General features: G+C 41.7%; 15 protein-coding genes. 3 read left to right on the top strand and 12 right to left on the bottom strand.

Annotated features, from left to right (window positions below):
- Positions 1-702 precede the first annotated feature (702 nt).
- The 11 genes from A2W93_00275 to A2W93_00225 all read right to left on the bottom strand — a co-directional run bounded on the left by A2W93_00275 (position 703) and on the right by A2W93_00225 (position 17,568).
- Entirely contained in the window at positions 703-1,863 is a 1,161-nt protein-coding gene (locus tag A2W93_00275; protein ID OFY53842.1) for a hypothetical protein, read from the bottom strand.
- Positions 1,864-1,939: 76 nt separating this feature from the next.
- Positions 1,940-2,437, bottom strand: coding sequence for a hypothetical protein (locus tag A2W93_00270; protein OFY53841.1), 498 nt, complete (start codon positions 2,435-2,437; stop codon positions 1,940-1,942).
- A gap of 496 nt (positions 2,438-2,933) precedes the next feature.
- Positions 2,934-4,304: a hypothetical protein gene (locus A2W93_00265; protein ID OFY53840.1), complete on the bottom strand. Its 1,371-nt coding sequence runs from the start codon at positions 4,302-4,304 to the stop codon at positions 2,934-2,936.
- Between the two features lie 75 nt (positions 4,305-4,379).
- The gene (locus tag A2W93_00260) at positions 4,380-4,877 is read right to left on the bottom strand and encodes a hypothetical protein (GenBank protein ID OFY53839.1); all 498 of its coding nucleotides are present in this window, start codon (positions 4,875-4,877) and stop codon (positions 4,380-4,382) included.
- A 567-nt stretch (positions 4,878-5,444) separates the two neighbouring features.
- Positions 5,445-7,562 (bottom strand): hypothetical protein, encoded by a 2,118-nt coding sequence (locus tag A2W93_00255; GenBank protein ID OFY53838.1) that lies wholly within the window; start codon positions 7,560-7,562, stop codon positions 5,445-5,447.
- A gap of 371 nt (positions 7,563-7,933) precedes the next feature.
- Entirely contained in the window at positions 7,934-9,373 is a 1,440-nt protein-coding gene (locus tag A2W93_00250; protein OFY53837.1) for a hypothetical protein, read from the bottom strand.
- Between the two features lie 11 nt (positions 9,374-9,384).
- Complete coding sequence (locus tag A2W93_00245) at positions 9,385-9,978, bottom strand: hypothetical protein (protein ID OFY53836.1); 594 nt, start codon at positions 9,976-9,978, stop codon at positions 9,385-9,387.
- A gap of 232 nt (positions 9,979-10,210) precedes the next feature.
- Positions 10,211-12,241: a hypothetical protein gene (locus A2W93_00240; GenBank protein OFY53835.1), complete on the bottom strand. Its 2,031-nt coding sequence runs from the start codon at positions 12,239-12,241 to the stop codon at positions 10,211-10,213.
- A 30-nt stretch (positions 12,242-12,271) separates the two neighbouring features.
- Positions 12,272-14,629 carry a hypothetical protein gene (locus A2W93_00235; GenBank protein OFY53834.1) on the bottom strand — a complete coding sequence of 786 codons (2,358 nt, stop codon included), beginning with the start codon at positions 14,627-14,629 and terminating at the stop codon, positions 12,272-12,274.
- A gap of 45 nt (positions 14,630-14,674) precedes the next feature.
- Positions 14,675-15,427: a hypothetical protein gene (locus tag A2W93_00230; protein OFY53833.1), complete on the bottom strand. Its 753-nt coding sequence runs from the start codon at positions 15,425-15,427 to the stop codon at positions 14,675-14,677.
- On the bottom strand, positions 15,424-17,568 hold the full coding sequence (locus A2W93_00225; protein OFY53832.1) for a hypothetical protein: 2,145 nt from the start codon (positions 17,566-17,568) through the stop codon (positions 15,424-15,426). Before A2W93_00225 ends, A2W93_00230 begins: the two co-directional genes overlap by 4 nt.
- 266 nt (positions 17,569-17,834) lie before the next feature.
- Between A2W93_00225 and A2W93_00220 the strand changes: the two genes are divergently transcribed.
- The 3 genes from A2W93_00220 (at position 17,835) to A2W93_00210 (ending at position 22,234) form a co-directional block, all read left to right on the top strand.
- Positions 17,835-19,328 (top strand): hypothetical protein, encoded by a 1,494-nt coding sequence (locus tag A2W93_00220; GenBank protein OFY53831.1) that lies wholly within the window; start codon positions 17,835-17,837, stop codon positions 19,326-19,328.
- A gap of 282 nt (positions 19,329-19,610) precedes the next feature.
- Positions 19,611-21,101: a hypothetical protein gene (locus tag A2W93_00215; GenBank protein OFY53830.1), complete on the top strand. Its 1,491-nt coding sequence runs from the start codon at positions 19,611-19,613 to the stop codon at positions 21,099-21,101.
- A 56-nt stretch (positions 21,102-21,157) separates the two neighbouring features.
- The gene (locus A2W93_00210; GenBank protein OFY53829.1) at positions 21,158-22,234 is read left to right on the top strand and encodes a hypothetical protein; all 1,077 of its coding nucleotides are present in this window, start codon (positions 21,158-21,160) and stop codon (positions 22,232-22,234) included.
- Here the strand turns inward: A2W93_00210 and A2W93_00205 are convergent.
- On the bottom strand, positions 22,231-24,555 hold the full coding sequence (locus A2W93_00205; protein ID OFY53828.1) for a hypothetical protein: 2,325 nt from the start codon (positions 24,553-24,555) through the stop codon (positions 22,231-22,233). The two genes, A2W93_00210 and A2W93_00205, sit on opposite strands and share 4 nt — an antisense overlap.
- Positions 24,556-24,562 lie beyond the last annotated feature (7 nt).

The raw sequence follows: 24,562 nt of genomic DNA, 5'->3' as shown, positions 1-24,562 counted from the left end.
GTTCATGCGGCGGTTGTCCGTTAAAAGAAGCTGGAATAAATGTAAAAAAAAGGTGAGCCTAAATCAAATTGGGATCATGCTTTGTTCTCTTAATCATCATTAGAAATAAAACTCTATATGTGTGATGCGTTTTGTGATATAGCAACACTGAAAATCAAAAAACACTTTTCTCCGGGTGTAAAAATATCCATTATTGCATTATTCAGAACAAAGCCTGCCACGCGCCGGCTTTATGCTTGTTAGGTTATAAAATGAACAGAAAAATGTTCATTTATTAAAGGAATCGGAAATAGTCATAGTGATTTTATTGAAAATTCACGTTCTACAAAACTTTGACCATGTTCATTCCGTCTTCGGTTTACAGTCAGTGCAATTTGAATTCAGGTTTCGATTTTTTTTCTAAAGAGATTGCTAAAAAATTTTGTATATTTGCAATAGTAAAAATAAATCAGTTCTTTGACTAAAAATGCGCCAGTTATTTCAGCGGTTGGACTTCGGGCTGGACTAACTTTGGATTCAGCAAAATATCACGCTCTGGTGCGGAAAACAGACTTGAGGTTCGAGTCCCGTCCGGACCGCTAAAAGAGGAGAAGCGTAAGTTTCTCCTCTTTTTTATTTTCTCAGAATTCCGACAGAAGCGTCGGAACCGGACAAAAAAAAGGAGAAGTAAAACTTCTCCTTTTTTTGCAAAACAAATCATTATTATTTCTGTTTCAGTAATTCAATTTCCTGTTTCAGTAATTCGATTTGCTGATTCAATAACCCGATTTGTAGTTGCTGTTCTTGAATCGCCTTAATTGCAATAACGCTCAAACCGCTGTAATCAACACCCAGCTGATTGTCAACAATTGGATTACCCTCATTCGACGAATTTACCGAAACAAATTCGGGGAATACTTTTTGAAGATCCTGGGCTATTACACCAATGGATTCTTTGTGAGTGGGGTTATTATTGATAAATTCATATCTTTTAAATTCCAATCCCATAACTGAAGGTAAAACTGATTCCAGTGTCCGTACATTTGTTTTTAAACGGGCATCAGAAGATGAAGTGTAAGCGCCTGTCGTTGCATCGAAGGTGCCCAGATTGCTGGTTTTCCCAATGATTAAACTACCAGCAGAGGACGGATAAAAACTCCATCCAGTTGCTCCAGTACTGTTCTCAAGCCGTATTCCACTCGCATTAAAGGTGCCGGCAGGCCCGTCTATCTGGAATTTATAAGTAGGATTGATACAATTGACACCAACATTTCCATTGGCCTTGATTTTCATTTTTTCCGAATAATTTGTCCAGAGTTCCAGGCTTCCGGTGTCATTTGCATTGGCAAAGATCATATCGTTGTTGAATGATTGTATAAACCCCTTAAAGGCTGAGCCATCATATAACTGAATCAATGGATTTGAATAATCAACTCTGAATGAACCAAGCAAATGCAAGTGCGTAAGTGGATTGTCTGTACCTATTCCCACATTTCCACTATTATAATAAGCGGCAGATCCTGCTTTTTGCCAAACCGAATTTTCCGCATACATAGCATAAGGCACACTCAACAGCTGACTGGTACCCATGTCGGCATAGGTTGCTCCTCCGGCAGGATCCATTTCAACCTGAAGCCAGTATTGCGCGGTACCCCACGAAATCGTGCTGAAATCACCAGAGACAACAGTTCCTGTACCAATGGCCAAAGTGAATAAACCAAATTCATTGGTGGTTGGAGTGAATGTTTCACTGTAATCAACTGCGCCTGCAGCTGAACCATTATGAAGTGAAACTCTGATTCCGATGGCCTGGTTGGACAGAACATCGCCGGCTGCATCGCGTGCTACCGCTTGATAATTGAATGCTTCTGGCGACTGTGCCATTGACTGACCAATTGCAAAGGTCATGATGAATGCGAAAAATATTGAGGTGATTTTAGTTTTCATTGTTTCTGTTTTTTTAATTGTTTGTCACGTTGAACTTGATTGTTTTGCTACCGGTTTCATCGCGGTAATACAACATGTAAATTCCGGCACTGCAGCCACGGATATCAAACATCAGCCGATTCACACCGTTGCTGATGGAGATTTCCTGTTCTTTTACGGTTTGTCCGAGCAGATCGTAAATGCGGACAGTAGCTGATCCATTTGCAGAAGCATTGATGGTCAGACTGAATTGCCCGTTTGTAGGATTGGGAAAAATTGAAACTTCGGCTTGAGTTGTTTCATCAATTGAAGAGACAGCATCGGCGGGCTGCTGAAACCCCTGCGTAAGAATGTTGCTGGTAGCATGGAAAGTTTCAACCATGGTCATTTCAGCCACTGTCGCCGACAGCGAACCTGAGCCATTGCTGAAATACCCTCCGGAAGATGCAATTGCAGTAGGAGATAGCGACTGAGCTAGCACAATGCTGCCAGTCATTATTCCCAAAACAATGGAAAGTAGTGTTTTATACATTTTAATTTAGTTTTGATTGGCAAATATACCACTTTCCCCTCGAATTGGTGTTATTTTAACTCATATATGACGTATTTTAGGTTTAATAACAAATGTAATCAATGATATTTTATTGATTATTAACGAAATAACCGGAACTTTCAAAGCTAAATTATAAGCTAATATTTTTTTAATATAATCTTTATTTGTAGCTATTATAATCACGACGTCAGCCTTGTCAGTCAGAATAAAATTTCAGGCCAGCGGTAGCTGAAGTTTACCCCCTCATTAGTCTGGAGCAAAAATGTCGGGAAAGAATTGCACCCAACATTTTGGCGTCCGTGAGATTTGTTTTGCGAAGGGGGTGCGGTCCCGGAATCGTTGGGTGCAAAATACTTTATCCCCGACGATTCCATATCCTCTCTGCGTTCGGACGATGGAATATCGGGGAGCCTATGAAAAAATTAAAAAAGGAGAAGCAAAACTTCTCCTTTTTTATTCGCGCAAAATATGGATGCTATTTATTCTTCAGCAATTCAATTTCCTGTTTCAGTAATTCGATTTGCTGCTGTTGTTCCTGAATGGCATTGACTAAAACAGGCACTAAGCCAATATAGTTCATGCCCAGATATTCAACTTCGGCATCTTCTTTTTCTGCACCCGGGTGTGCACCTTTTTCAACCAATGTTGGGAATATTTCTTTCACTTCCTGTGATATAAAACCAATCTGCAGACCAGATGAGAAGCCCATGAAGGGGTATTCTTCGGTTTTCATATTGTACGATACGGTGCGAAGTTTCATGATGTTTTCCAAAGCACCACTGTAATTGGTTACGTCTTTTTTAAATTTCGAGTCAGATACAGCCAGCCAGGTGCCGGTGTAGCCACCATTTCCACTGCAATATACTCCGTATGGGGTGCCGGTTGCTCCCGAAGCTGATCCAAAAACGCCATAGACTGTACCGGTTCCACTGGTTTCTGCAATGCCCCGCACACCAATATAGCCACTGCCAGTACCATAACTATAGCCAAAGACGCCACGGTAACCACCTTCAAAATATCCACCATAACCATAAAAATCGGCCGGAGTTGATTTGCCATAAACTGCAATACCATCAATACTTGTGGCTTTATATTCTGCATGAACTGCATGAGTCAAATATGAAACGCTGTCTGAAGTAAAATAACCGGCATAGCGATTAGTGCTGGCAACATGAAGCTTACTGGTAGAAGTTGGGGTTGTTGTACCCATGCCAATGTGACCATTCATGTCAAAAGTCATTTGTGGACTTGAACTTGCAAATGCAGAATTACCGATTTTCAATTTTCCAAAATCATCCTGATCGGTGGCAATACCCCATGATCCGGCAGGAGTATTAAATCCGATAGAAGCATCGCCGGTTCCAGTTTGTTTAACCCAAATCTGACTATTTGTATTATTGTCATTTCTCACAACATCTAATGCTGCAGACGGAGATGTGGTGCCAATCCCAACTCTGCCATCCATATAAACTGCACTTGTTCCCATTTTTTCCCAAACCCCTTTTGAAGCATACATTGCATAAGGAACGCTCAACAGCTGACTGGTTCCCATATCGGCATAAGCAACACCTCCGGCAGGATCCATTTCGACCTGAAGCCAGTATTGTGCAACATCCCAGTGAAGAGTGTCGAACTGTCCGGTAACCGGAGTTCCTGTTCCAACAGAAAGCGTAAACAAACCAAATTCATTAGTGGTTGGAGTGAATGTTTCACTGTAATCAACTGCGCCTGCAGCTGAACCATTATGAAGTGAAACTCTGATTCCGATGGCCTGGTTGGACATAACATCGCCGGCTGCATCGCGTGCTACCGCTTGATAATTGAATGCTTCGGGCGACTGTGCCATTGACTGACCAATTGCAAAGGTCATGATGAATGCGAAAAATATTGAGGTGATTTTTGTTTTCATTGTTTCTGTTTTTTAATTGTTTGTCACGTTGAACTTGATTGTTTTGCTACCGGTTTCATCGCGGTAATACAGCATGTAAATACCGGCACTGCAACCACGGATATCGAACATCAGATGACTGATGCCGCTGCTGATTGCAAGTTCCTGTTCCCTTATGGTTTGTCCAAGCAAATCATAAATGCGGACAGTGGCAGAGCCATTTGCTGAAGCATTAACCGTCAGACTGAATTGTCCGTTGGTAGGATTGGGAAAAATTGAAACTTCGGCTTGCGTTGTTTCATCAATTGAAGATACAGCATCGGCGGGCTGCTGAAACCCCTGCGTAAGAATGTTGCTTGTAGCATGGAAAGTTTCAACCATGGTCATTTCAGCCACTGTCGCCGACAGCGAACCTGAGCCATTGCTGAAATACCCTCCGGAAGATGCAATTGCAATAGGAGATAGCGACTGAGCTAGCACAATGCTGCCAGTCATTAGTCCCAAAACAATGGAAAGTAGTGTTTTATACATTTTAATTTTGTTTTGATTGGCAAATGTAATAATTTCCCCTTCGAATTAATGATATTTTAAATCGTATATAATGTATTTTAAGTTTAATGACAAATATAATCAATGATATTTTATTGATTATTAACGAAATAACCGAAAATTTCAAAGATAAATTATTAGCAAATATTTCCTAAACGAAAATTACACTGGCGCGGATATCAACTGTCGCGGATTTGACAACCGAAGCGCAGAAAGCACTGAGCTCACGAACACCTTGAACAATATTTATATTAGTGAGTAATTCGTGACAGTGTACACAAAGCATGGATTTCACCACGATTGTTATCGGAGTCGAGCTATGAAAGAGAGAATAGGTGCAGTCCCGGTATTCCGCAGGTTGGTGTATATGCTGTTGGGTATAGTGAGCACCTTCTCCCCCGACGGTTCCATGTCCTCTCCGCCAGCCGGCGGATCGGACGGTGGAATGTCGGAAAAGTTTTGTTGATGTACAATCCAACGCAGAGAGATTGCTTCACAATGCACTCAGGTTGGATTGAAGCTAAAAGCAACATTCCGCAGTTCGTGGAATTACAACCCTGGCTTCAGCGAAAACAGCAAGCCTTCCACTTCTGAAACGTTGATGCCGTCAAGTTTTACAGGCACAAAAGTAAACATCCATTTCCAGGAAGTGGCTTCAAAAGGGACTTTCAGCAGCACCTTGTTCCAGCCCGCTTTCAGCGCGATTTTCGATGGAGCTCTGTAAAAATAATCTTCGTCCGAAAAAGGAATTTCTTCGCTATTGGCTGCTAGTCCCGGATTATTCCATATCGGAGGTGCGATTTCGATTCCATTGATCCATATTTTTGTATTTGTATTGTGCCATTGTCCTTGTTCGGGAAACGGGCCGCCGCGTCGGCCACCGGAACGCGACCAGCCATGAAATCCGATCCAGGCGTCGAGTTCCTGATCGATGGGAGAATAAACATAAGTCAGCGCGTAGATCGTTCCTTCATTTTCTGCGACCGGAGCCGGATATCCAAAAAAATGTTTCGGAAAAATCGTACCGCCAAACACAGGTCCCCACCAATTATATGTTTTCCCTTCGTGAACATAGCTTTCGGAAATTGAATCTTCGACAGGAAACGCAGCTTTGGTATTGCCTCCGTGGTTAAACGGTCCGATGAGTTTCCACGGAATATGCGATTGCCTGACGTATGGAAAGGGTTTGTTTTGAAAATACAAATCACGGTGAATGCAAAGTCTGGACTCCATGTTCTGAAAAGCCTCATAAACACATGTTTCCGGATCCGGCAGAACTGCAAGGTATTTTTCTCCATCATTAGCGGATTGACCTGCCCATGCGGATTCGCTATACACCAGCATGCCCGGATATACAGGATTCATGCGAAGTATATCGCTTTCATCCGAAACAAGATTATCGTTCCAACAGCATAAAATTCCGCCAAGTCGCATGGAATCGCCCTTAGCAGCCCCGCAAATCCGGTCGAAGTACAATTGAGTCATACCCGCAAACGGATCGAGATGGTTGAGATAATTTAATCTCGAATCAATAAATGAATGACCTTGCAGCGGATATCCATTGGAAGACCACAGTTGAGTGATCGAAGTTGAGTCGCCTGAAACCAGCTGGCCTGGCCGCCATACAACAATCTTGCGGTTATATAATTTCGCAGTTTGCAACAATGAAGGAAGTAAATCAGCACTCCCCTGCTCCCATGAATTCCAGACTTCGTCGGTTCCAAGATGAATAAAAGGCATTTTATCGACAGGCACCAATGCGCATAATTCTGAAACGAGGTTGTTCAAAATCGGCTTCACACGCGGGTCACGCATTGAATCAATCGAAAACGCCTTGCGAAAAGCCTCGCTGTGACCAGGAATATCGAACTCCGGAATCAAAGTAATGAAGCGGTCGTTGCAGTAATTCACCAAATCAACAAAGTCCTTTTGCGTATAGTATTTTCCAGGCCAACGGCTCATCGTGGCAGAATCCTTCAACTCCGGATACAATTTGCTTTCGAGCCTCCAGCCAGGATTATCGGTCAGATGCAGATGAAAAACATTGTATTTATACGCCGCCATGACATCAATCTGTTCTTTCAATAATTCAACCGACATGAAATTCCGGCCAACATCCTGCATAAACCCGCGCATCGGAAACGCAGGCCAATCAACGATTTCACAGCATCTGAAAAATGCTTTTTCACTATTTGCACTACGCAATTGTTTCAAAGTTTGCACAGCTCTGAAAAATCCTGCAGGATGTATGGCTCGTACTTCAATGCTGTTTTTTTTCACCGATAGTGAGTAAGATTCAATGCCTTTTGTTTTAAAAAACAATGACGAATCAATTTTGAATTTTACAACATTACGGCTCGTATTTTTGTCATCAGATAAAACCGATACAATGTCTGGAATCATCTCCTGAAGCTGTTTTACAACAAGCTCATTCCCGGGCTGATCTATGACAATCCTGATGTTTTTAGCCGGCTTATAAAATTCATCCGACCATACAGTTTTTTGTGGAGAAGGTATTAATGCAGGGGCGATTCTTTTTTGAGCGAAAGCGCCATTTATTGAAAAGCAAAAGTAAAGACCAACAACGAGAAAAAATGCGAACAGATCTTTGCACCAACGTTTCACCGTGGTATATCTACTTTCAGCTGAAATAAAACAATTCAACATTTGTCATTTTTGGGGGATAGCAAAAATAATAAAAATATTAATCCTCGAAGAGTTTGAAGTCAGGATTAACGCATTGAAATGCTTGCGTATTCTCCTGATTGTTAACACAATAATTAATACCGTATAATAAAACAGAACGGCAGCGTGAGTATCTCTGAAGCGAATTACGGACAACGAATAAATAGAACATAGAACTTGCGCTCCCTGAGCGCTGTAAAACAGCATTGGTCCTTTAAAACAAAGTGACAAGCAGTACAACCGGGTCCGAAATAAACATTCAGAAAGCATGGCTCTGTTTTAACGCCTCGTGCTTCAATAAAAAAGAGAAGCCTTCGCTTCTCCTTATGAAAATCGATTACGCTTTTTGCTCACTACTTGTTTTTAAGAAGTTTAATTTCATCTTTGAGCAATTCAATTTCGGCTTGTTGTTCCTGCATTCCTTTCACAAGAATCGGAATCATGCCAATATAGTTCAGACCCTCGTATTCAATTGCCGGATCATCTTTGCTTTCGCCGGGATGTGCACCATTTTCAACCAGGTTTGGAAAAATAATTTTAACCTCCTGAGCGATAAAGCCAACCTGAGTTCCGGGTTCAAATCCCATAAAAGGATACTCTGCTGTTTTCATGGTGTAGGAGACTGGTCGCAGCAACATGATTTTCAGGAGAGCATTTTCGTTATAATCGGCTACATTGCTTTTGAATTTTGCATCCGATACATCAGTCCAGGTGCCAGTGTAGGCGCCATTGCCGCTGCAATAAACACCATAAGCAGTACCACCCACTGTTGTGGCTGAACCGTATACCCCATAGGTATGACCAGCTCCGGTCGACTCGGCTATACCTCTTACACCGTAATAATAAGCAGCCCCTGTGCCGATTGAAGAACCATAAACTCCTCTGTATCCACCAACAAAGTATCCGCCGATTCCATAATTATCAATCGGATGAGACTGACCGAAAACACCAATTGCATCAACATAATTCGTTCCCGTGTATTCTCCATGAACTGCTTGAGTGAAACTGCTCACACTGTCTGTGGTAAAATACCCCGCATAACGATTGTGCGAAGCAACATTCAATTTGCTTTGTGTTGAAGGATTTGTCGTGCCCATGCCAATATGACCATTCTGATCAAAAGTCATTTGAGGGCTACTGCTTGCAAATGCGTTATTGCCAATTTTTAGTTTGCCGAAATCATCCTGATCGTTGGCAATACCCCATGATCCGGAAGGTGTGTTAAACCCAATCGAAGCATCTCCAGTACCAAGTTGTTTAACCCAAATCTGGCTGTTTGTCATCGTGTTATTTCTCACAACATCGAGCGTTGCAGTTGGAGTTAAAGTGCCTATTCCAACCCCGCCATCCATATACACTGCACTTGCTCCATTTTTTTCCCAAACTGATTTAGATGCATACATGGCATACGGCACACTCAACAGCTGACTGGTCCCCATGTCGGTGTATGTTGTTCCACCATTCATATCAACTTCAACCTGCATCCAGTACTGATGGTCACCCCAGTCGATGGTGCTGAAATTGCCGCTGGCAACAGTTCCTGTACCAATAGATAAATTAAAAAGGCCGAATTCGTTGGTGCTTGTGGCAAACGTTTCGGAATAAACAACATCGCCTGCTTCAGATCCCTGATGAATCGAAACCCGGATGCCCAGTGCCTGATCCGGCAAAACATTTCCTGCCGCATTCCTGGCTACAGCCTGATAATTGAATGCCTGTGGCGACTGAGCAACAGCAAAACCAGTAATCAGGAGGAGAGAAAAGATCACAAATATTTTTTTTAACGTTTTCATGATTGTAATTTTTAGTCATTAATGAGATTGATTTTCACGGTTCCGGTTTCTATTTGTCCGGTTGAATTAGACACTGTGAACTCTAACAGATAAACACCTACATCGAATCCACTGATGTCGAAGTCAAATAAATTGTCGCCATCCGAGGCGTCCAAAGTTTCAGAATGAACAATTAATCCGAGCAGATTATATAACCTGATCCGAACGGAACCGCTCTCTTTTGCATCAACGGTAATAGTGAATTTGCCGCTGGTTGGATTGGGAAAAACATCAAAATCTTCAGCGGTTTCCTCAATAGCTGTATACGATTCTACAATCTGCTGAAAACCCTGAGTTAAGAAAATACCTGATGATTCAAAAGTTTGAACCATGGTCATTTCAGCTACTGTAGCCGAAATGGAGCCGGAACCTGATGTAAAATATCCTCCGGAAGAAGCAACAACAATTGGCGTAAGAGATTGCGCAGACACAATTCCCGTAAAAAAAACACCAATAAACATGAATAATAAAAAACTGTTTTTCATTGAATGAAAATTATGGGACAAAATACTGATTTGGGCTTCTGAAATCCAGCGTGGATGTGCTTTTAAAAAAAGCATTAACATTTAGAAACATGCGTTTATATGTGAAGTATTCTGAAAAAATTGGCAACAATTTCAAATGGCAAATTGTATCAACACTGCCAGATGGCAAAATTGAAACTTTAAATAATTTGAAAAAACAGAATTAACAAAAGCAAATTCGAAAACGATGGTATTTTTTCAGGTGTTTTAACCTAACTAATATTTCTATTCGCGTAGTTGGATTATTGTTTTTGAAGAACTCAGCCTCATGCAACTACGGCGCGCTGATACCTTCTGCTTTCAGTTTCATCTCCACCGCTTTTTGCGTGTTTCCAAGATTGGTATATGTGCTGCTTAGATTGCGCAACAAATCCACATTGGTTGAGTCCAGCGGATATGCCAGAAGCAAGTATTCAAGCGACTTTTGATAATTACCACGCATTCCGTGAATCAGCCCCATGTTTTCGAGAGCCGGTGCATATTCGGAATATCTTTCAAGTGACTTTTGAAAATACAGTTCTGCACTGTCAAGCTGATTCAAATTACGTCCGAAAATTTCTCCGATTGCATTATAATCGGCCGGATCGATCACTGATTTATCAGCAAGCATTTTCAACAATTGTATTGCTTCATTAAAACTCTTTTCTCTGACATATAAATTTGCAATCACACGCAAATTAGCAATGGAAACCTGATCATCTGGAATCAGCTCCAGGACACGCATGTACATGGCACGAGCTTCATCATTCCGGCCAAGTGCAATATACACTTCGCCCAGATTACCAAGGGCGCTTGTATTCTTTCCGTAGATTTTCAAACCACGCTCAAGATATAACGCTGATTGGTTGTACAGTTCATTTTTCTTTGCTGCATCCAACTCTTTGCGCGCTTTTTCAAGCAAAGTGAAACCCGCCAGATAATTACACCGCGCACTATTGACCGACGTTTTCACGTCAGTCAAAAACAATGTTTCGGAATTTTTCCAGGCTCTGTTTCTGTTGATTGTCAGAGAAGAAAAAGTCACAATCAGAAAAAGAAATAAATATAATGCGAGCTGAGGCCACACTTTTTTCCCACTTTGGTCATCGCCTGAAAGACGGCGAAAAAACACAGCAACAACCACACAAAAGCCAATGAGCGCAACAAACATGAAGCGTTCATTCATGAATGTTCCAATGTTCAGCAATAAGTTAGACTGGATTGAAAATGTTACAGCGAAAAATAAAATGGCAAATGAAATGAGTGATTTTCTTTTCAGTTTTATAATGGCAACAACAGCAAGAAATGCATATATAACTAAAGAAAGAATTACGGGGAAGTCGCTCCATTCGTGCAAAGAAACCTGATAGGGATAATAATCGTGCGTAAGCGGATTTCCGAAAACGATTAGCCCAATATAGCGAAACCATGTAAATACAATCGTTGCATATTTCTGCGAAACCGTGGCCTCTGCAAACGGATTATTGAAAAGTTCCGTTTCTTCGTAGCTGTTCATAAAAAAGCCGAGCGCGTTGTAACGGATCAATGCATACAGTGCAAAACCAGCAATGAGAACCGTACTCACCAACAGATAATCTTTCCCTTTTGCGTGACTGAAAAAGTACATTGTCAGCGGAATCACAGCAATAAACGTTAACGCATTTTCTTTGGAGAGCAGCGCAAGAATAAAGATCAATGCAGCCCACAATAGATTCAGCGGTTTCTTGTTTTCGCAGTATTTAAGCGCAAACCAAAGCGATCCAAGTGAACCGAGCAGACTCATTATTTCATCGCGGCCTTTGATATTTGCCACTGCTTCGGTATGCAGCGGATGCACGGCAAACAGCACTGTCACAAGAAATGGCAGGCCGAAGTACCATTTTTCGGTTTTGAAATCCGCAAATATTTTTCGCAGCACATGGAACAAAACAACGCACAGCAAGCCATAAAGCAACACATTAATCAAGTGCCCGATGAAAGGATTCAAACCAAATAATTCATATTCTATGGCAAAACAAATCTGCGAAAGTGGCCTGTATCGCCCGCCCTGCAATAAATTCTGTTCGCCGAAAACACCGGCCAGTGCATCGGTTGTGAGTATTTTCCCAATGCCCGAAAATCCTTGTTTGGTGAATTTGTTATCGCGAATCATCAGGTCGTCGTCGAGTGCATACTGATGTCCGAGTGTGTTTGCATACAAGGCAAACGCAAACAGGAAAATCACCAGTGCCTGCATGCGAAAATTCTGCGCGAAAGGTTTCGCCGACCCGGCTGCCGGCTTTGCTTTCGGAGATGGTTTTGTTACGGGCTTCTTTTTTTGAGGCATTGTTTCGTATTTTTGTTTCTGAACAAAACTCTATTCCTTCAGTAACTTCAGTGTCGCTGATTTGCTGCCGTCTGCGATAGTCAGGAAATAAATACCGTTCTGTAAAACCGGGCTGAAAGCCAGTTTCGAATGACCTGCATTCACCATCCTTCTTTCTTCCATAATAATTTTTCCTGCAACATCTGTAAGAATGACGTGCAGATCAGTAGCATCCGTGTTCACAGATTCAACATAAAAATTATCGTAAAACGGCATGGGATAAATAGTCAACTGCCATACTACATCCTCTGAAAAACCGGATACAGAGTCAGGTCTGACTATCCACAACGGATTGGTATATGAGCGGAAAACTTCCGATGTTTTTCCATGCAGTGAACTGAAAACTCCATATTGCCTGTCTGTCGTCAACTCTGCCCGAACATAAAAATACTCATTCATGCCAATGTTGCCGGCAGCATTAATCAATGAATCGAGCGACAGTACAATTTCTTTTGAAGTAGTGTGTGTGCTGAAAACAAAGTCTGTTGAAGTCTCACCGTCCTCGGTTCCGAGTATCAGACGAACATGATCGAGACGACCAAACTCATCTGATGAAACGGCATTGAGAATAATGTCGGCTGATGCATATTGCGGATAGGTCATCAATACTTCATCACCACAAACAAACTCCGGGCCTGGCAAGCCATTCAGTTCAAGCGAAATGCTCACAACAGGACCATCAGACAAAATGATGTTGCCGTTTTTCATGGCCGAAAGCACATTCTCCCCATCGGCCCCCTGCCCCGCCGGACAATAGGCAAGCGTGGTAAGTTTTCCCAGTGCGTTATCACTGATATCGCCTGTTACGCCATACACGAAATTGGTGTTGCAGTAATTGAAATCACCATGAGCATCGGTGCCGGCCGAAATGAAAAAACGGTAATACTGCAGATTGTTGTTGGAGTTTTTCAGTTGAAGTCCTTTCCGCCAAAGGAATTTTGAAACCTCAATCCCCGGCAGAAGCCGGTTAAAATGTTCCGTGATATTTGTTGTGTCGTACGGCACAAACACATCAGTACCGCTGTCATACAAAACATCCCAGGGATTGAATGATTCATCGGTGGTGTACATCGAATTACGGTAATTCCATATCTGTCCGCCCAGCAAATAATTTTCAAATAACGCTGAAGCATTGTCTGAATAAAGGTCAGATGCGACAGACAAATCATTACAGACAACCACATCGTGTCCGGGCATTGAAGCTCCGTTGGCGGGAAATGCAGCATCATTCAGATTCCAGATACCACCGTCAATCAGGGCTGACAGCTTGTCGCCCGCGGCAAAGGGATGAGCTGCATAAGCGAATCCGTTACATAGCTGCAGTGAATTCAAAGCATTATCAATTGAAACATCAGTGGAAGAAAGATCACCGTTTCCATCACCGATATATGGCAATGAGAGCGGGTTTGCGGGATCTGGATAACAAAGAAGATGGACAACGTTATCGTTGGTGTTGACCACCGAAGCCTCGAGTGCATGCAAAAGAATCAAAGAAGAGTCGAGCGAATTCAGCGTCTGGATTTCATTCTTTTCTCTTGTCCAGTTTTGTAGGATTCCGGCTCCGTAGTTATCGTAATCGCATGAATGATTTGTTGAAGCTATCCAGTCGAGACCGATGTATTCCCCCATTTTTTTTGTTGCTTCAAGTGGACAACCATACTCAGCCGAATTGTTGGTGTACAATGTATGATAATGGACATCGCCACGGCGATATCCCGGCAACGAAGGCAACAATTCATCATTTCTGAAAACCCGGAAATACAGCTCGTCATCATCCTCCCAGTCGAGCGAGAAATATATTTTCAAGTCGATAATATCGTCATACCCAGCCAGTTTTTCGGCAGGAATGGTAAAAACAAAATACCAGAATTCCTGATCCACACGGGAATAATGAATATCGAACAGCGATGAATAATCAGCTGTAAACTGAATCGTGTGTGCGTTGTCCTTCACCGGAAGAGACGCATCGAAATTCTGTACGCCAAAAGACGCATCGGATGTTGATTTGCAAGAGAACAAAGAAAGAAAAGCCGAATCGGAATATGAACCAAAAGTCAGCGGACTGCCGAATGAGGCATCATCGGCGTTTTTAATGGAAATATCAATATAAACAACATCGGCATAAGCGCCGGTCACATTGGCGTCTTTTATGCAAACCAGCACCGGAAGCCCGTTTGAACTACCTCCGGCATCGTTTTTCTGCATACGCCAGGGCATGTCGGCCATCACATCTTTTCCGGCAACATTGGTTTGCCGTAGCTGCATGTTTTCTGATTGCGACCAGACATGCGAAGCAAACAGCAAAAACAGAAAGGAAACGATAGTGGCTTTGTTCATGTAAAAATGCATCAGTCAGGAACAAAGATATTAAAAATGCAATTTATTTAAGCAACATCAAAACGCCCATGTGAGGCCGAAATTCAGATTGAACATATTCGAATTGGCAACCCTTCTCTTACCCAAGTCACGGATAAAGGTGTTGCTGGAAGAATTACTTACACGCACATAATTGGCGTCTGTATATATTGTTCCGCGATCCGGGAAAACATAGCCGGACAGACTATACAAAAAAAGCAAATGATTTGACAAAGGAACTCTGTTGCCGAATTCATAATAGATGCCAAACATAGACGTTTTCTGTCCCAAAGCAAATACTTTTGCCGTCTCAGGAAAATCACACGAAACAAGATTCGAATAATATGAACTGACAGCAGTGTAGGGATATTCCGTGTTTTTCAGCGAAGCCATGCAGAGACCAACGCGATAATAATTGTCGATAACGGAATAGGAAGAACGCCGATGACCTTCAACAAAAATACTGAAGAATTTTGTTTGATAATCGGCAATTCCTGAATAAAAGTAATTGTCATCGTAAGTCACGCTGGTAAAATTGCCGGAGGATTTACCAAACGAAAATTTAGTTCCAAGAGACAAATTATCGCTTGCAACAAAATTCAGATCAGCAGAAAAGGGAGTTCTGATTTTGAACCTGCTATCGTAACGATTATCAAAAAAATAAGTTTTATAATCAGGGGTCAGCGATCCGTTAACACTTAGAAATATTCTGCTGCCGAGGTATCCTGAAACCTGCGTATAACCTTGAAAAGCGAGCACCATTATGAAAAGAAGAATTATGTTTTTTTTCATTTTGCTGAAGTATTAATTCTGTTCAATGTTGAATAAATCATGTTCTTCACCGTGTATTTGTAATCACGGCTTTTTACCAGTGATACTTCGGTGTAGACTCTATTGCCTGTGCGCACATCGTACAAATAAAAGTAGTAAAGCGTCTCGTATTTGGGTGAAAGTAAATAGACCGCCAATACAGGATATAAGGGAGGAATAACCAGACCATAAGCCATCCAGATATGAAATTCTCTTTTAGCCCTGAGTGAATAAATACCGGTAAAGCCAATGTAATTTGTGCCTTCATCATCGGCCAGCTGATTCAGATATTCCTGATTCGAACTAATAAAACTCTTTCCGCTTTCATCGTCTTCCGGCAGTTCATTCACCCACGATTGAATCAGCTGAAATTCGTTATAGAGGTCCACGTTCCCGTTATTCATGGCACTTACATCAAGAAGCGACACGTCAATGTTCTTGAGTTTTGCCGCTTCAGTAACCATTTCAACAAAAGTGGTTTCATATTTTGTTGTAGCTAAAAATCGCTCGCCACTTTTTTTGCTTTCAGTCACGCGCATGTACGTGGGATCAAAAACCATTATTTTTTTTGTGCCTGTAAAAAGCGAGTCTTTGAATTCGAAATTTTTCTTCTTTTTCTTATATTCTTTTTCTTCAACCTCGGGCAAGTCTGATGCTTCATTGAAAATGCGTCTGAATTCTTTATCCTCCGCAAAACTCAAAAATGCATACGTGAAATTATCTTTCTGCAATGCTTTTTTCTGATTCTGTTTTATCTTGTCGTACTTCGATGCAGATGAGTCTGGAACTGCTGTTTGAGTTACTGTGTCCTCAACTATCGGCGCTTTGAAAGCAAAGTAATCGTCGGTTAACTTGCAATTGTTCAACAAATCGCTCATGGTAGCACTTGCCATACTCGTAATTTCATTGTTTGACGGATCGACAAGATGCGTTTTCCAAATTTCGCGTGCACAAACTGTAACAAGTTCTTTGTTGGAAAAGTTTTTAAACATATGAAACAACCGTTGACTCTCGCCCTTGATCTTGGTTGAAGAACGAATTGCGGTTGTTTTGCTTTTTTCATTTTTCAGGCGCATCAGTCCATAGTATGACTTGGCTTTTGCACTGTTGAGGTATAAGCTCTCCGGATGCTTTTGTTGCAATACATGAACGAGATACAAAGCGTCAACATATTTACGATCGGTCAGATACAGCTGCACCAGCTCAAAACGCGCAGTTTCGCGCATACTGTTGAACTCCTCCTGTGGCAAAACAAAGTAGTGGCCATTATCATCGTACTCTGTAAGAAGATTGCTGAGTTTTTCACGACGTTTTTTAATATTCGGGTGTGTGAGTTTTTCATCATCAAAATCTTCAACAGCCGTAATAAGACCAACCGTGTCGAGCCAGCATTTATCAGGTATGCGAAACCACTCATCTTCGAAATGGCTACGCGAAACAGGAATTTCGTCAACGGGAAAATCGCTGTAAAGTAAAACATCACAGACGGCCTCTGCTTCAGATAATTTATAACCCGATGATGCGAAATAATCATGGAAGCCCGATTCATCAGCCACAAATTCCAGATCTTTCTGGTATTGCAGCATGGCAAACAGGCGATCAGACTTTTGCACACTGCGATATTCACCTGCGTTGCGACGAATACGGTTTTGCTCAACATAAGCATCAATGCCGTGTCTTTTTACATAGTGGACAATTTCGTGTGCAAGCACAAAAGCAAGCTGAGACTCGTTTTCAAGCTGCGCCAGCAGACCAATGTTCACGATAACAATTCCGTTGGGTAAACAAGCCGCATTGACTTCCGGATATCGGGAAACATAAAATCTGAATTTTTCACGAATTTCGGGTTTATCTTTCAATAAAATATCAGCAACTTTATTTACATAATTCGTGAGCGGGTCACCAAACATAAGGTCGCCACTGCGGAGTAAATAGCGAAGATAAAAATCCGAGTATTTTACAAAATCCTTTTTGCTTTTGATGTCTTTGTAACTCGCATTGGGAGATATATTGCCAACATCAGCCGTTGTTACAAGCAAATCGCTGCTGTAAAATTCAGTTGGAATCTCACCACTGCATCGAATCGGCTGATAGGAGTTGAAATCCTGTGCTGACACGAGCATCGACAACAGTAAAAGTGATAATAAAAGTATAGCTCTCATAATACGTATAGATTTTGAACAAATATATAAACAATATTTACATTAATGCCTTGTTTGAATAAGATTTGCAATCACCTGCCATGATATAATCCAGGCATAAATCAGCTTTTATAATATAATAATTCAGATTCATCGAAAGAATAATCCATGTAATAAAATAAATTTAAACAATCTTGATAAGTTGAATAATTTTTACATTTGCTTTTGACTAATCCCTAATCCATAAAATGAAAAAGATTGCATTTTTGTTTATAATGATCATGCCTGCGCTGATAAGGGCTCAGTCTCTTCCAGATAGTATTTCGGTTGTCCGAGGCGAAAAACATGTAGCAGTATTGAGTATATCCATATCCGGTTTAAATGAGCCAATAGCATATGCGTTACCCAACGGTGAAACTGCTGTAATAAAACCAGGGGGTCCTTATTGGCATCAGTACGATGATAACATGAATCTGATTAGTATGACAAGCATGAGAGAATCAGACAGTTTCCTTGCCGGAAAAGCGAACGTCCTGTTTGCAAATAATCAGGTATATATGTTTTTTGCTCAAGTAACTGAATCGGGCTCCAAATTGAGATATTACACAAAGATCTATAATGTGGAATCTAAAACCCTGATACATGAAATTGACTTGTTTACGGTACCCTTTGTATATAAAAAAACTTCAGCATACCAGAATGTTATTATCAGCAAAGACAATAGTAAAATTGCTGTCATTACGAGATGCGAATCCGCCAAAGAAAAAGAATTGATACAAATATCCTGTTATGATTCCGAATTGAATTTGCTGTGGTCGCAAACTGATGTGGAATTAGATGTTAATGATACATATTCTAACAACTTTCAGATTGACGATGCCGGAAATATATATCGATTGCATATCAGTAAAGCAGGTGGCGAAAACAAACTTACCCTTTCGGTTTACACCGACGATGAAAGCGGTGCTCATAGTACTCCGCTGGACTTGGATAACTACACTTTCTTCGATATTTCGTTTAATGTAAATGAAAAACATGGCGCAATCACCATGTTTTATGGCAATTCGGAGTGTATAGCCAAGGGTATCGTCTTCGTCGAGTATGATAAGAATCGCAATTTTCTGCATGACCCCGTGTTTACAGAAATCCCTTCCAGCGTTCTTTTAAATGAAATGTGCTACGGAGAAGCGGAAGGACTTTTCAGTTATTCTTTCAGAAAACTCATACCACTGAAAAACGGCAATTACGCCTTTGTGGCAGAGCAATCTGTCATTAATGACAGTGGACAGGGCTGGGTAAGACATGGATGTATTAAAGAAAAGGGCAAGGGAGATGCCTCGAGCGTTTATAACAGAGGATCTTTTTTCGTTGCAATTTTTTCACAAAAAGGCGACATTCTTCATTTTGTAAAAGTTCCTAAAGTTCAGCAAGCAGGATATGATACTTTCATTGGGTCAGGTATATATTCAGACGGTTCTTCAATATATTTTCTTTTCAATGATAACCCAGGTAATACAGGTATGGGATCCAACACACAGCTCGCATATAAAGGAAGCAAAAATTGTTCGAACGTTCTTGCCATTGTAAATGAAAATGGAGATATGTCAAGGTATATTTTGCCAGAAACAGCAACTTCAAGAATGAGTTTCTCTTTGCAAGTTGAAAACAAAAACTCTGAGATTATATACGGCGCAGTTACTAATGGCGCTAAATATTTGGTGGGAAAAATCACAATCAAATAAACTAAACTTGTATTCATTCGTATGAAAGTAAAATATAATACCAAACTGTTATATCAGATAGTCCAATAATGATATTTCTTTCTTTTTTATTTTGGTTGATGCCGGAGTGGCTAATGACAATGAATTATTTTATTGTGCACCATAACAATAAGCACGGAATCAGTGCTAATTAAATAATTTCCGGGTACGTCGAAAGATTATGGTATTTGATAAAATAAACTCAAATAGACACAACAAGTTGAATAATTTTTACATTTGCTTTTGACAAAAACCCTATCCATCATGATGAAAAAGATTGCATTTTTATTGATAATGATCATGCCTGTGCTGGCGTGGGGACAGGAGCTGCCTGAAAACATAAAAACAACTGGTGGAAATACATTTAAAGTGAAATCTGTATTCCCGGGCGATGATTCCAAAGCATTTCTTCTCCCTGATGGAGAAGAAGTTTACATTGTTCCGGCTACATACAAGGGATATCTGTGTTATCGATTCGATAACAATATGAATCTGATTAAGCGAATTACCATTAATCTGATGGAAAACGATCTTGGATACCAACAAAACATCGAATACATAAACGAAAATATTTATTTGTTCTTAGGAGAGTATGACCAAACGGTTAAAGTATTCAGACTCTATGTGAAAATATTTGATGTTAAGTCCGAAACAATATCAGATAGAAAGGAACTGTATACTATCCCATCAGATATGAAATCAGCTGAGTTAATTGAAAATGTTATTGTGAGTGAGGACAGAGGCAAATTCGCTGTAATAAACAAATGCGTGTCCTGCACAGATAACCCGATTCTAAAATTGTCATGCTATGACTCAGATTTGAATTTACTTTGGTCGCAGGATGGCCTGGAATGGGACCAGCAAGACCTCTATATGAATAATTTTCAGATTGACAATGAAGGAAACGTGTACAGACTTCATTTAAGCAATTTCGACGGCACAAATAAACTCGCTTTCTCTGTTTACCGCTCCGACGAAGATGGTGCTCACAGCACAGCTATTGAGCTCGAAGACCATGTGTTTTTTGATATTTCCTTCAATGTAAACAATAAAAGTGGTGCTGTAACAATGTTTTACGGGAACAATCAATGTGCAGCCAGAGGAGTTGCATATGTTGAATACGACAAAGAAAAGGATATTTTGCGTTCACCAGTGCTCACTGAGTTCCCGTCCGAATTATTTGCCAATGAAATGTGCACTGGCAAATCAACAGGATTATTCAGCTACGAATTCAGGAATCTGCTGCCTATGCCAAACGGCAATTATGCATTTATTGCAGAACAAAACTATGATGAGACAATTGACTATATTGATGAAGATGTATGCAGGAAGGAACTTGGGTCAGGCAGCACCATCAAAGGATACAACAGAGGATCTTTAGTGATTGTAATATTTTCACCTGAAGGCAAAGTGCTCCAATTTAAAAAAATCCCAAAGATTCAGCAATCATACAACTCTTTGCACCTTGGCATGGCCTCATTTGTATCAGGGAGCTCAGTTTACGTTTTGTATAACGACAACCCGCAAAATGATACGCTGAGCAACGAGAATAAAGCCATATACAAAGGCGATGACAATTGCTCCAATATTTTGCTTCGCATATCGGAAAAAGGCGAAGTGTCGCGCTATGTTTTACCCGCCGATGTCAACTGCAAAATAACTCCTGCTACAGTCCGGGTTTTGAATGACAATGAAGTGTTTTATTGTGGCCGGCTGAAATCGGAATACAGGGCTGCGAAAATACGTTTAAACTGATGTGGTGATTTTCATAATGACAAATAATTTCGAAATTTTGAAAATCAGATTCTGATATGACTCTTTTAAATCGGGGCTTCATAATTGCCTTTATATCATTGATGCCAGCTTTTGTGCTGTCACAAAATCTGTACGATACCCTTTCCTATATTCCGCATACACCCATTAAAGACCAGCAGATGAGCAGTACCTGCTGGAGTTTTGGCACAACCTCTTTTATTGAAAGTGAATTGATGCGCACAGGCTCCGGCGAATTCGATCTATCGGAAATGTATTTTGCGTATCACGCATTACAAGCCAAAGCCGAAATGCACATCCGCATGCACGGAAATAATTATTTTACGCCCGGCGGCCAGATGCACGATGTAATGAATGTTGTGCGGGAATTTGGAATGATGCCTGAAAGTGCATACGGAGGTTACACATTTGGTTCAAACGGTCACAATCACGCATTGCTTGATACCGCAATGGCTCGATACATGCAAAAAATTGCACACTTGAAATCTCCTGCCCTTTCCGAAAACTGGCAATTGGTGGTCGATTCCATCCTGTCGGTGCATCTCGGAACTCCACCTGAAAAATTTTCACACAACGGAAAACCTTGTTCTGCTGCGGATTTCAGAGACTCTTTTGATTTCGATCCGGAAAAATATATTACCATTACATCATACACGCATCATCCGTATTACACCTGGTTTGTGCTCGAAGATCGCTTCAACTGGGCCATGGAGCAATACTACAACGTTCCGCCCGATGTTTTTGAATTGATTTGCGACAGCGCTCTGCTGAAAGGTTACAGTGTGGTCTGGGATGGCGATGTGAGCGAAACCACTTTCAATGCTGAAGCTGGAACTGCATTGATTAGTTCTGACAAAAATTCCGACAATAACACCTTGCGTCAGCAAATGTTCGACAATCATGAAACCACTGTTGATCACGTGATGCATATGGTCGGGAAATTGAAAAAATACAACGGCGACACTTATTATCTCGTGAAAAATTCCTGGGGAGAATACGGGCGCAACAAAGGCTATATCCTCATGAACCGGGAATACTTTCTACTAAAGACTGTTGCGGTGATGGTAAATAGTGAGGCGTTGCCTGCGATTATTAAAGATAAAATCACCCGTTAAAATAACAGCACAACCCGTCCATAGAAGCGGCGGGTAATACCAGACAGGTCTTTCAGCTCAAGCATATAAGAATATACATTCTGAGGTTTGCTGTTGGAATTCCCCGGCAGCTTTCCATCCCATGCCTGATTGATGTCTGTTGTCCGGAACACCAGTTCGCCCCAACGGGAGTAAATGACCAGAAGGTACGATGATAAGTCCCAACCAGCACCATAAGGCATAAAAAAGTCATTGATGCCATCACCGTTCGGGCTGAATGCATCCGGAATATAGCAAGTGAACAAGGGAAGAACTTCGACCGTGCAATAGGATGAATCTTTACAACCTGTTTCATTCTCAGCATAAAGCCAGACGTGATAGGTGCCGGTTCCTGAAAAAGAATGCACCGGACTGTAATCGGTAGAAGTCCCCGGACTTCCAATATCATTAAAATCCCAGACGTAATACAGGGCGTCGGTTGTGTTATTGACAAATGAAACCAAAGGTTCATCCTCGTAAACCGAAGGTGGACTGCAATAGAAATCGATATCGGGCGATTTTTCCACCGAAATTATATCCGGAATAGTAACGGTTGAAACACAACCCTGGTCATTGGTGACCGTTAGGGTAACGTCGAACAGGCCGGAGTGACTGTAAGTGTGATTTGGATTCTGAAGTGCGCTGGTGTTCGTGCCGGAAGACATGTCGCCGAAATCCCATTCCCAGTTCACAATGGATCCTGCTGTCAGATCGGTAAAGTTCACCGGGAGTGGTTTACAACCAGTCACCGGATCGGCCGAAAAAGCCACCGAGTCGCCTGTACCAAAACTCAGCACCGCAATATCCGAGGTAATCTCGCAGCTGGCATCACTCACAATACACGTGTAATTACCGGCATCGGCCGATGATATCGGAGATACCGTATAAGTCGACGATGTGGCTCCGGAAATATCAACACCATTGAACTGCCACTGATAAGTCAGCGGGCCTCCGCTATTGCTGGTTGCTGTGACCGAAAATGTGTGCTGGGGCTGGCTGCAAATGGCTACATCCTGTGGTTGAGTCACTATTTCAGGCTGCAGGCAACAATAGATAATGTCAATGCTTTGATACGAAACATCGTTGCAGGTGCCGTTATCGACCGTGAGAACGATTGTTTTAGTGCCCGGTGTTGAATAAGTGACCGTGTGTGGCCCGATTGTATTGGCCGATGCTATACTGGCATCCTGCCCAAATGTCCACTGATAGTTTGTTCCGCCACCCGTTGATGCATCGGTAAACACAATACTGTCGCCCGTGCAGTATGGTCCAGCCGGGGTGATTGTAAAATTTGAAACCGGGCCCACAAAGGTTCCTATACCCCCAAAGGTTAGAGTGAATCCATTATTCAGGCCTACTGAAGCATCCGTCCAGTTGTTTACCAGCAATCCATAGGTGTTGCCGACCACCATAGACACCGGAGAGCACCAGAGTTCGTTTGTGATTCCATTACAACCCGGATCGACGGAAATATTGGATGCACCTGTCATAAGTCCCGTGGCTCCAACACAACTGCTTGAATTGCATCGCAGATTCACTCTGCTGGCACAGTTGCCGCCCGGCAGTTGATAAAAAACCCAATCAATATCATCGGCTGGAATGAGCGGATCGATTGAAAAAGTAATGGTTCCTGCCGTTGCGCAAACCCATTTAAACCATACAGAGTTTTTATCAGTCGGTCCGGTATATGGATCATCGAGGCAGGTGCCGGCTGTTTCATAAATCCCTGATCCAAAAAGTGATTGCTGTGTTATGGTGTTTTTGTTACATAAAAATGCCCCGGTAGCACAATCCTGGCCAGGAGCAGAGGGAGGATCAAAGTTGTTAACGCAAAGCCTGAATGTGCCGGTATAGCTGTTGCATCCATCGATAGCAATGTAATACAGCTGGCCTATGGTCAGCCCCGAAATATAAAGATTCGCATATCCATTATTGGTTGATGTAAACTGGGTGCATCCAACTTCATACATGTTGAAAGGATCGCATACCCCGGTGAAAACGGCAATCTGTGGCTGGTTCAGGGTTCCACCGACACCGGCCCCTTCCACTGCGATATTCATGGCCGCTCCAATGGCGGTAAAAGCAAACCATACATCGTTACTGGGCAGACTTCCGGTCCAGCACGAGGGTAAGGATGCAAGAGTTGCTGAGGCGTTGACATTTGTATATGCTCCGGTAGCGGAACACCAGTTGTTGAGATTGGTAAGTGTAACAGCTCCGGTGCACTCATCGTTGACAGGCTGAGCAAATAAAGTTGCTCTGCACAACAATAATAAAAACACAATAAACAATGTCTTTTTCATAACAAAT

This window comes from Bacteroidetes bacterium GWF2_43_63 (assembly GCA_001769275.1).
Taxonomy (GTDB): Bacteria; Bacteroidota; Bacteroidia; order Bacteroidales; family DTU049; genus GWF2-43-63.
This window is presented reverse-complemented; position numbering and strand designations above follow the sequence as displayed.